Annotated in this window: 10 protein-coding genes and 3 pseudogenes; 7 read left to right on the forward strand and 6 right to left on the reverse strand. The window is 58.7% G+C overall.

All coding sequences use genetic code 11. The annotated features are described in order from the left end of the window. Positions 1–93: 93 nt before the first annotated feature. From tnpB to K359_RS65270, 4 genes and pseudogenes are all read left to right on the forward strand, one after another. A complete protein-coding gene (tnpB, locus tag K359_RS0144600; protein ID WP_029084864.1) occupies positions 94–441 on the forward strand; it encodes an IS66 family insertion sequence element accessory protein TnpB in 348 nt (115 codons plus the stop codon). 121 nt (positions 442–562) lie between these two features. Beyond that, positions 563–2,097 (forward strand): annotated as a pseudogene (locus K359_RS55725) (IS66 family transposase). Positions 2,098–2,179: 82 nt separating this feature from the next. Beyond that, positions 2,180–2,780, forward strand: a pseudogene (locus tag K359_RS55730) (IS6 family transposase). 247 nt (positions 2,781–3,027) lie between these two features. Continuing rightward, a complete protein-coding gene (locus K359_RS65270) occupies positions 3,028–3,237 on the forward strand; it encodes a DUF6356 family protein (protein ID WP_029084866.1) in 210 nt (69 codons plus the stop codon). Positions 3,238–3,348: 111 nt separating this feature from the next. Here the strand turns inward: K359_RS65270 and K359_RS0144625 are convergent, their stop codons facing one another. From K359_RS0144625 to K359_RS55735, 4 genes are all read right to left on the reverse strand, one after another. Continuing rightward, a complete protein-coding gene (locus K359_RS0144625) occupies positions 3,349–3,591 on the reverse strand; it encodes a hypothetical protein (protein WP_156929050.1) in 243 nt (80 codons plus the stop codon). Between the two features lie 10 nt (positions 3,592–3,601). Beyond that, positions 3,602–3,787: a hypothetical protein gene (locus K359_RS0144630; RefSeq protein WP_029084868.1), complete on the reverse strand. Its 186-nt coding sequence runs from the start codon at positions 3,785–3,787 to the stop codon at positions 3,602–3,604. A 519-nt stretch (positions 3,788–4,306) separates the two neighbouring features. Beyond that, positions 4,307–4,591 (reverse strand): hypothetical protein, encoded by a 285-nt coding sequence (locus K359_RS0144635; RefSeq protein ID WP_156929051.1) that lies wholly within the window; start codon positions 4,589–4,591, stop codon positions 4,307–4,309. A 406-nt stretch (positions 4,592–4,997) separates the two neighbouring features. Next, complete coding sequence (locus K359_RS55735) at positions 4,998–5,303, reverse strand: hypothetical protein (RefSeq protein WP_156929052.1); 306 nt, start codon at positions 5,301–5,303, stop codon at positions 4,998–5,000. A gap of 1,979 nt (positions 5,304–7,282) precedes the next feature. Between K359_RS55735 and K359_RS0144650 the strand changes: the two genes are divergently transcribed. The 3 genes from K359_RS0144650 (at position 7,283) to K359_RS55740 (ending at position 9,084) form a co-directional block, all read left to right on the forward strand. Continuing rightward, positions 7,283–8,032, forward strand: coding sequence for a hypothetical protein (locus K359_RS0144650; RefSeq protein WP_156929053.1), 750 nt, complete (start codon positions 7,283–7,285; stop codon positions 8,030–8,032). Positions 8,033–8,049: 17 nt separating this feature from the next. Further along, positions 8,050–8,259, forward strand: a complete 210-nt coding sequence (locus K359_RS57980; RefSeq protein WP_156929054.1) for a hypothetical protein — start codon at positions 8,050–8,052, stop codon at positions 8,257–8,259. Positions 8,260–8,514: 255 nt separating this feature from the next. Then, complete coding sequence (locus K359_RS55740; protein WP_029084872.1) at positions 8,515–9,084, forward strand: hypothetical protein; 570 nt, start codon at positions 8,515–8,517, stop codon at positions 9,082–9,084. 269 nt (positions 9,085–9,353) lie between these two features. Here K359_RS55740 and K359_RS0144665 read toward each other — a convergent pair whose 3' ends face one another. Both K359_RS0144665 and K359_RS55745 read right to left on the reverse strand, forming a co-directional pair. Beyond that, positions 9,354–9,545 (reverse strand): hypothetical protein, encoded by a 192-nt coding sequence (locus K359_RS0144665; RefSeq protein WP_029084873.1) that lies wholly within the window; start codon positions 9,543–9,545, stop codon positions 9,354–9,356. A gap of 298 nt (positions 9,546–9,843) precedes the next feature. Next, positions 9,844–10,223, reverse strand: a pseudogene (locus K359_RS55745) (transposase); the annotation flags it as partial.

A 10,223-nucleotide genomic window follows, 5' to 3' on the forward strand; every position in this document is an offset into this window, starting at 1 on the left:
CGAGATCGATCTTGGCAACCGACGACGCATCCGGGTGGATGCACACGTCGATCCGGAGGCGCTGGCGCGGGTCCTCGAGGTGCTTGAGCGCCGATGATCGCCATACCGGGCAATGTACGGGTTTGGCTCGCGACCGGCCATACCGATATGCGCCGAGGCTTCCCTAGCCTTGCGCGTCTGGTTCAGGAGGGTTTGAAACGGAACCCTCACGCTGGCGATCTCTACGTTTTTAGAGGCCGCCGCGGCGACCTGATCAAGATCATCTGGCATGATGGCCAGAGCGCGTGTCTGTTCACGAAGCGGCTGGAGCGCGGCCGCTTTTTGTGGCCGTCACTGGCGGACGGCGTTGTGACGATCAGCGTTGCGCAACTATCCTATCTCCTCTCCGGAATTGACTGGCGAATGCCGCAGGCAACCTGGCGTCCACAGGCTTCCGGTTAAGCTGTGGCTCTTTGACTCACGGCAGGAATCCAGCGGGATTTTTTGCCGCGAATATGGTTGATTCGCCCTCGTGACGACGCCCGCCGATCCGCTTCCCGCCGACCTTGCCGCTGCGCATGCGATGATCATTGCGCAGCGCGAACAGCTGACGCTGGCGAAGAGCGAAGTGACCGTCGGCCGGCTGGAAATCGAGCGGCTGAAGCTGATGCTGGCCAAGGCACGGCGCGAGCAGTTCGGGCAATCTTCTGAACGCGGCAAGCTGCTGGTCGAGCAGCTCGAACTCGCCATCGAGGATCTTGAAGAGACACAGGCGGAGCAGGAAACCAAAGCCGAGTTCGCAGCGCCGGAAGCCGCCAAACAGAATCGCACGCAAAATCCAAGGCCGCCGCGACGCCCCCTACCGGATAACCTGCCGGTCGAACGTATCGTCGAACCCATGCCTTGCGCGTGTGGCAAGTGCGGCAGTGAACGGCTGCACAAGCTCGGCGAGGTGGTATCGAAGACTCTGGAATGCGAGCCGCGGCGCTGGAAGATTATCGAGCATGTCCGCGAAAAGTTCTCCTGCCGAGATTGCGAGGCGATCACAGAGGCGCCGGCGCCCTCCCATCCGATCCCGCGGGGCTTTGCCGGGCCGAGCCTGCTGGCGATGGTGCTGGTCAACAAGTTCCTGCTGCATCAGCCGTTGAACCGGCAGAGCAAGACCTATGCCCGCGAAGGGATCGAGATCGACGTCTCGACCCTGGCGGATCGGGTCGGCGCCTGCGTGGTAGCACTCGATCCCATTATTGAGGCCATCCGCATCCACGTCATGAGCGCGCAGCGCATCCACGCCGACGATACGACGGTGCCGGTACTGGCCAAGCTTAAGACGGTTACCGGCCGGATCTGGACCTATGTTCGCGATGACCGGCCGTTTGGCGGCACGGATCCGCCGGCGGCCCTGTTCTACTACTCACGCAACCGGGCTGGAGAGCATCCGCAAAGCCATCTTGCCGGCTATGTGGGCCTCATGCAGGCCGATGCCTTCGATGGATATAACTAGCTCTACAAAGCCCAAAGGAAGCCGGCTCCGATCCTTGAAGCGGCCTGTTGGAGCCATGGCCGCAGAAAGTTCTTCGACCTGGCGAAATCTGGAGAGGCGCCGATTGCCAGCGAGGCCGTGCGACGCATCGATATCCTGTTCGAGATCGAGCGCACCATCAACGGCAAAACGCCGGAACAACGGCTTGCGGTACGTCGTGATAAGTCAGGCCGATCGTCGCCGATCTCGAAATCTGGATGCGCCAGCAACGAACCTTGCTTTCATCAGGCAACGATACTGCAAAGGCGATCAACTACCTGCTCAACCGCTGGACGGCGTTCACGCGCTTCCTGGACGATGGCCGCGTCTGCCTCTCGAACAACGCTGCCGAACGAGCGTTACGCGGCGTGGCTGTCGGAAGACGAAATTGGACCTTCGCAGGTTCAGATGCTGGCGGCAATCGTGCCGCCGCCGTCTATACCCTGATCGAAACCTGCAAGCTGAATGATCTCGATCCGCAGGCCTGGCTCGCTGACGTGCTGGCAAGGCTTCCAGATCACCCCGTCAACAGAGTCGCCGACCTGCTCCCGTGGAATTGGAAGGCAACCCAACAGTCCAAAGCGGCTGCTGCCTGAGCGCCGCGGCAGACCGGCGCGCCTGCCCGGGGTGCTGGCCGGATGCGTACAATTAGAGCGGCCGAGGGGGTAGACGACAGGCATGCCGACCACCCGGGACCCTCTTTATCGGCGCCATCGCTTCCCACCGGAAGTGATCAGCTGTGCCGTTTTGTTGTATTTCCGGTTTCCCTTAAGCTTGCGCATGGTCGAGGAAATCCTGGCGGCGCGTGGCATTGGCGTGACCTATGCCACCGTGCGCCAGTGGGGCGGAAATTCGGCAAGCCGTTCTCCGATCGGATCCGCCAGCGCGCACCCGCTCGCGGTGACAAATGGCATCTGGACGAAGTCGTTATCTCGATCGCGGGCGCACAACATTGGCTCTGGCGCGCTGTCGGTCAGAATGGCTTCGTTCTCGACGTCTTGATCCAGCGCCGAAGAGACTTCGCGCGCTGCGCAGCGGTTCATGAAGAAGCTCTTGAAATCTGCCGGCACGCCGCCGCGCGTGATGATCACGGATAAGCTCCATGAAGCGTTTCAAATTGTTCCGTCAGGCCCAACGGTTTCTGTCACTTCACGATCAGGTCGCGAACCTTTTCTACATCCCCTATCCCGGAACCGTCACCGCCGACTTCCGTCGCGCTTCGCGCGAGCGAGCCTTTGCGACTTGGCGCGAGATCTCCACGACAAGCGCTGTCGCCTAATCTCGAACCTTTGAGTCAGCTCGGCGGTCGATTAAGTTGACGATGCCATTGCCAAGCTTCTACCGGGCAGCTTCGCCAACTTGTCGGATCGATTACCCGCCGTATTGGTCGATACGCTGCGCGAACAATTCGCGCCGAATGCGCAGAAGGATGAAAATGAATTCTAACACATAGGTGGCTTTAGTAAAAGGATGCAATGTTGCTGTTCAAGGAGCGCGGACTCTTGTCCGCAAGCAAGGAGAGTTCGATGGTTCGTATTTCGTTCACACAGCATCCGGCCTCGGTAGGCGAGACCTACTCAGCATATGCGAACCGCTTGGCCCCTCTCTGGCGGATGCAATTGGCAGCTCTCGCCTGCTTCGTGCACGGGATCTTCCCCTTTCTATTAACGAAGACCGGATCGACTAGCGTGAGCGAGCTATATTCGCGCATGGTTCAACACCGGTCGCGTTTGTAGACTCCGGAGCAGCGGGTCCAGACAATGCGTGGCGGTCTGGGACAAGTCGATTCAGCTAGTTCGTGAACCGGAGATCGGAGCGAAGTCGGCACCGGCTCGGGCGGTCTGTGGCTATTTCCCTCTGTTCTGCTCCGCTTGCATTGCCGCGCGCTTCTCGATCGACCGGGTGGCGAGCATGGTAGTCACGGCCCGGGCGCGCTTCAGCTCCTTGGTCAGCGCCTTGCGGTCGCCCCCGGACGGCCGGGGGGGATGGTGCATCGGGGCCATGATGGGCCGATGATCGCGCTGAATCGGGGGCGCGGGAAGTCGCTTGGCTTGGGTTTCGCGAACGTCGGAGAGCAAGACTTTGGTCAATCCGCCATTGTCATTTCGGTGGCTTTCGGAACTGAACTACGTTGCCGTCTGCGGCGCGGATCGCCACCCGCGCCAACTCGAGCGGGTCGAACCTGAGGTTCGCTATCGCTTTAGCCACACCTTGCCGCTGCAACTCGGCGACGATTGCTTCGGTCACCTTCATCAGTCGGGCCACTTCAGCGGTTGTGTCTATCATCAGGGCACCTTCAGACCGTAGGTGACTGCGAGAGCAGCGGTCCAGCCACAATTCACGGCAACGATACTCTCATGGGGTTCACCGAAGCTGTCCCGATTATACTCCGCCGGAACGAGCCCAGCATCGGGCTCAGCATTTTTGATGAAAGGGGACTGAGTGGCTGGCCAAGTCGGGCTGTCTGAGTTCTCCTTTTCGCATTCATCATCATGCATCACGATAGCTCAGCCCTCAGGCCGCCGCGACTCCCGGTTGGCCAGAGGCGCCAGCCGCGAGCGATCGAGAAGCACACGGGCAGAGCTCCGGCCAGCCTTCTGCAGCAGATTCTGTTTCCTGCAAGATGCTGATGAGACCGCGAACGAAGAAGTCCAACGACCAGCGCCGCGTTGACCGTTTTTATCGGTTGGGTTCGGGGAGATCTGACAAGCCATTGCCGGCTCGTTAAGGCTGAGCGGCCGATGGAAGCTCTTCGCACTGAGCCGGGAATGCCGTTCTCCGTATGCCGGAGAGGGTCGCAGCGCTCTAGCTTCTGCCGCGCGGTCGCCACGTGCGTGACATCCGCGGATCACTGCGATCATCGTATATGGCCACAAGCTCGCCGGCCTTTAGGCCGAGGCCCTTCAAATCGGCTTCGCGAAGTTCGGATTTGTCGATCGTTGCTTCACCGGCGCTGGCTGCCAACGAAGCTTTCACGGCTTCAGCCTGATCAGCCATTGCGACAGCATAAGCCACATATCGGAGCTTGTCGTTTTTGACGACGCCGACCGTAACCATCCACCCTGCTGCCATCTCAGTTTCACGGGGCATGCCATGATCTCCACGGCGTGTTGCTGTTCCCGATGCTACGGAAAAGACGCGGGCGGCTGGAGGAACCACCCGCGCGAAGTTTGGTACGCCAAGCTTGGCTGTCTGGGGGGCGTGAAGATAGACAGCCAAGCCGATAAGCATCTGAGCAACTCATGTGCCAGACGGTCACTACGCAAGGGTAGAGCCGGCCCGACAAAAAAACGTGCGGGTAGCCGCTTACGACCGCCCGCACTAGTTGCGATGCGAGGACTTGGCCCTCACGAGGGTCAATCGATAAGCGACCAAGCCATACCTGGCTCAGCAATCAGCGTGCCAGACGGTCAATTGCGCAGACAAGCAAACGGCGCGCTTTCATACCTTGTGCGGACTGAATACTCGCGCGAGCGGCGGCTTCCGGACCACAACGTCATGAACCGGACACGACTGACGAGATCAGACGTGCCACGCTAATACGCCGAGGCCGCGAGATGATTGGATTGATCTCGTCATCTTGTACAACCAGAAGCTCGCCAGGCTTCAAACCAGGTCTTGGCAGCTGCTTCTCGTCGATCGGGCAGGTTAGCATTGCGGCCTTTGCGCCGCATTCCGCTATGGTCATTCTCACCGCGTCCGCCGGGTCGGCGAGGGCCACTACGTAAGTTATGTGCCTGAAATCTTCGTCATCGTGGCCGTCTTCCTTGAGGACAGAGACTGTCACTATCCAACCATCCATTTTGTTGCGCTCCGGCAGATCAGAACCGGCGGCACACGGGAGCCACCGCACACACCGACCGAACGCAGCTGAACGCTAGGTCGGTCACCTCATTGCATGAATATTGCGGCCGCTATGACGGCAAGCGAGGCTAGTCCCATCAAAATGACGCACGCGATGTACGGGAGGCTCCACGCACTACTCGGCTACGGCGCTTGGACGGAGCATACACTCCGGGACGCGGCAACGTGACACGGAAATCCAAGTCCTACACCTGCTTGTCCGCGTAGGTGGCGGACGCGTGCTCTCAAGAAATCTGATGTCTAGTTTACGGTCGGTCAGCCATAGGGCCACGCTGGAGAGCTTCGTCAAAGGCCTTCGGGGCCATAGAGCGGTCCTGCGAGCGATCAATCAGAAGAGGCCCGGCTTTGTCCGGCCTTTCTTTTGCCGCCTGTGGCGTGCCGCTAGATGCCCCTGAGTATCTCCGGCGGAAAGATGCCTTGCATCCGCCGCGCGATACTGCGTTTGACGGTCAACCTTACGTTCGCGAGTTCAGTAGAGCCGCACTCCGCCATCAGCCGCTCGGTGATGCCGACGAGCCGGCGGACGCGGTTCGACTGCCTGCGGTCCTGCTCGCGCCTTCTCTCAGCCCTGTTTGAATGTCCGCGTTTTCATCGCATGTATCTCCTCTCGTCCAGCGACTAGTCCGAGCCGGTGACAGCCGCAAGAGAACAGAAGGTCCGCGAGCCGGCGACGGGCGGCCGTTAACCACACTTCTTTTAGAAGCCATTGATCGCGCTCGATCCCGTAGCATTCCGGGAACCTCTTCCCTCTGCGCCGCACGTTGGTCTAGGCTCGCAACCTCAAGAGGAGCGACCGGAGTGACGAGGGAGAAGCGGACCAGCATCGAAGAGCGGCCGTCTGTGCTGTCGCGGCTCCGCCGGGTGCAGGCATGGCGCCGGAAGCGGCTCCAGCGGCGTTTAGCTGATCCCAACATCGTGGAAAACGATCCGGGGCGGTATAGGTCCATTAAGGCCGCACGGCACTACACGGCCGTCTCTATGCGTGCGGAAGCCGTCCTGAGAGGACTGATCGAGCGATAAGCGGTATCGAAGTGCAGATCGGCGAAATTGGCCTTTCTGTTTTGGAGGCGGCCTAGTCGCTTGCAGCTTCTCAATCGCGGCAAGTACGGCCCGTTTTGTGATCTTTCCTTGAAAGTATTGTTTGACCGTCGTTATGGCTTCTTCAGAGCCTGTTCTCGGGTCATGCCATGATCTCCGTCTACGTGGGCGGCACCGACTGCCGAAAGCGTGCGGACGGCTGCTAACGGCCGCCCGCACGCCGTCGCGCCGCGAACAGGCTTGGCCCTCACGAGGGTCATTCAATAAGGGACCAAGCCATACTAGGCTCAGCAACCCGCGTGCCAGACAGCTGGAGAAAGACGAGAGGGCAAAGCTGGCGCTATATCACAGCACGCCAGCTAGGACATGCATGTCGTCAACTGGACGCGGGTGAAGGAGATCAAACATGCCGCACTAGTGACGACGAGGGGGCGAGATGATTGGATCGAACTCGTCATCGTGTACAACAGAGAAGCCCGCCGGGCTTTAAGCCAAGTCACAGCAACCGCTCCTCCTCGATGGGGCAGTTGAGCAATGCGGCCATTGCGCTGCTTTCCGCTACGGTCCGGAACGCGGCAAACCAGCACAAGCGGCGCGCAGCGTTCCGCAACCGGACACGGCAAGTCAAGTCCTGCACCTACTTGTCTGCATAGGTGCCAACCTGACGGCGAATACATTAGACGTTAAGCCGCGCTCAACGTGCGGAGTATCTCGTTGACGCTTCGCGGGGAGAAGGTCCGTCCTCTCGCAAGCAAATTCGAACAGGGGCTGGAAGCCTCCTAGTCAATCGAACCAAAAATTGGTGTAGCAATCCACAGATTGCATTACGGGTGCGGACCAATGGCGCCTCTCGACAGACAAGCTCGCTTGAAGTTCCGAGTGCCCGAGGTTGTTATAGGTTGCTTGCTTACGGTTGCCGCTTTTGCGGTGGAAATGGCCTTCATGCCGTCTGCGAGAACAGGCGAGCCCTTGCTCGGTTGGTTCACCAAGGATGCAAGTGGCTTTTTCACTTCGCTGCAATTCACTGTGGCGACAGTCCAAGCGGCACTCTTCTTCTATCAGCTTCGTTTGATCAAGCTCAGCTTGGATGACGCCAAGGTCGCATCTGAGACGGCTACTCGGCAAGCTCGTGTTGCAGAAGATACCCTCACCAAGATCGAGCGCCCTTATGTCTTCGTCTTCAATGTGAGCCCTCTCACAATCGTACGTTTGGAGGATTGGGAAAACGGGACCGAGGGGGTGAGGTTGTCCGTCACCTACTCGGTCGCAAACTATGGGAAGCTCCCTGCCGTCATCGAAGCTATGCAAGTAAGTCTGAGCGTGCATGCAGAGCCGCCAGCCCCGGTCAACTACGACCACAACCATTCCCTTGCGATCTCTGCTGTCCTCGTGCCTGGCGAGCCCCGCAATGATCTGGATGAGGGGCTTGCGTGGAATGATGTGGAGCTTGACGACTACGAAGGTGACCGCCCCGATTTCGGCGACATGCATCTGTTCTTCTGGGTCTTCATTCGGTATCGCGGCACGTTCACAAGCGGTCACACCACCCGAGCGTGCTGGCGATACGATGAGCGAACACGCCGGTTCGCCGAGTTTAACGGAGGCCCCGAGTACAACAGTCAAACCTGATGGGTAAGGAAAGCGGGATGACAAAACCCGGGTCGATCATCGAGGAGTTGGAGCGAGAACGAGCGAACATTGATCAGCTTTGGGCAGGCCTTGGGGGGCGCCAAGTCCGCGTCCATGCGGCAGGCGCCTCCGAGGCCGTTGTCACAGCCGAATATGTGGACGGCCTCAAGCAAGCCTCGAACGCGCTCAACAAAGCCATTATGGCTCTAAAGAACATGGATATCTGAAGGCGATAGCTATTCATGATGGGCCGGCCCTCCATCACCTATGATGTGCCGATCAGCATCCTCTACCGGCCTGGCGCGATATTCACCGCCTTTGTAAAGACGTTGCTCTGTTTTTCAAAATTGCGACCATGCGGCACAATGTTTGCTGACCGCGATGGGCAACCCATCGGGGCATAGGAGCGTCACGACTATCAGCCGATCAACATCGACTACACGTTTAGCCATTTCTCGCGGACAGAAAGCCAGAATTGGCAGATGCTGATGGAGTACGGGCGCCGTGCGGGAATGGATAAGAAAGAGCTCGAGGCCTTATTCAAGGGAGAGGGGTTCGCGCGCCTAGTTGTGGCGGGCGGTGGCGTTCCGCGTGACGTGCTGTCGCTATTTTTGGAATCTATGAGTCCGAGCGAGGGCGAAGCGGTAGGCATGGATGAAATCCGCGTCCTTAGTCGATCAAATCTCGAGCGGCACATCGAGGAGCTTAAGCAAGATTCCCAGATCGACGAACAGAACATCCTCATCGCCGGCATTTACGTTCTGAGGGAGTTTTGCCTCGGCAGGAAAATGAATGTCTGTCTAGTGCCAGAACAGCTGCTTCAGCAGGAGGAGGACTGGAAGTCGCTATTTAGTCGCCTCGTAGACTATAGGATCATCCACCAAGCGGCCAGCGCGCTAACGCACAAATCGCAGCAAGGAAATTTCAGGCTTTTGCGATCGATAGTGGATGCTACGCTCATCTTAGAAAGATGGATAGGCGCTTCAACGAAATCGACGAGTCGAAAACAGCAGCTAAGGATCAGATGCGCTCGGCGCCAGTTCTCAGCCTGACAGATTTGCAGACACTTTTTAAGAATGTTCCTAAGAACGCCGAGGAGGTCTTGAAGGAGGTGCCGGAAGAAGAATAGATGATTCCCCCGATGTAGGCAGGACTCCCCGCCGCCCTGGATTGCGAAGCGGCCTATCCGACACAAATTGTCTCGGTTTCGAAAGCTTTCGGTCGCCTGTGCGACCGCTGCCTTGTCGGATGGGCCCGCGCGCCTCTCATGCGGGGAAAGTTATATAGATACGCGTCCTTGAGGCTTTCGTGGCGGCCAATCTCAAACCTGAAGTCCTTCACGATTGATCGCTGCCAAGCTTTCGCATAGGCCCTGATCCGCCCAAACTCGTCGCAAAATCGAGACGAATTGCTTAACAGACGCCGTGAGCATGTGCGTGTGGTGGAGGTATTCGTCCATCGTGAACTGTATCTTGCCCTCAGCAGGGTTGCCGCCTTTGAACATTTTGTACATCAGGCCATCGTCGCGCCGCGCAGGTGCATCATCTTGACGATTTCCTCGCTCTTTTGCGGCGGCTGGCTGGTGTCATCGGACATGATCGCCAAAGCCTATCGCAACCTGAGGGCGCGCGAAAGCCGCCCCGGTAGGGCTTCTTCGCTATTGCCGATCGGTCGCAAATCAGGGAATCTGTCCGTGGGCTTGATAACCTGGACTAGTTATCTGGAACGCAAATTCATCACATTAGTTGAAGCTCGAATATCTACAGAGGAGAGAGCTCGTGGCTAGAGCGGTTTCCACTTGATATGGGTCACTACGCGTATCCAGCATGTCGAAAGTAGTTGGCAGCACTGCTCGGGTGCAAATGTCTTGATGAGCTTGCCGATCAACTTCATCAGCGTTGTCACGGTGCGAGCGGCCCGCTTGCGCAGCGCCGTCTTCAGCTTTGAGAATGCCATTTCGATCGGATTGAGGTCCGGCGAGTAGGCCGGCAAATAGCGCACTTTGGCGCCGACCGTGTCGATCGCCTGGCGAACGCCGTCGATCTTGTGGGTGCGCAGGTTATCCATGAAGACGATATCGCGTTTGCGCAGCGTCGGCGCGAGGATCTGCTCAACATAAGCGAGGTACGATGGCCCATCCATTGCGCCGTCAATGACATAAGGCGCCGTCAGGCCATTGATGCGCAACGCG

It is taken from the genome of Bradyrhizobium sp. th-b2, assembly GCF_000426785.1.
Taxonomy (GTDB): domain Bacteria; phylum Pseudomonadota; class Alphaproteobacteria; order Rhizobiales; family Xanthobacteraceae; genus Bradyrhizobium; species Bradyrhizobium septentrionale.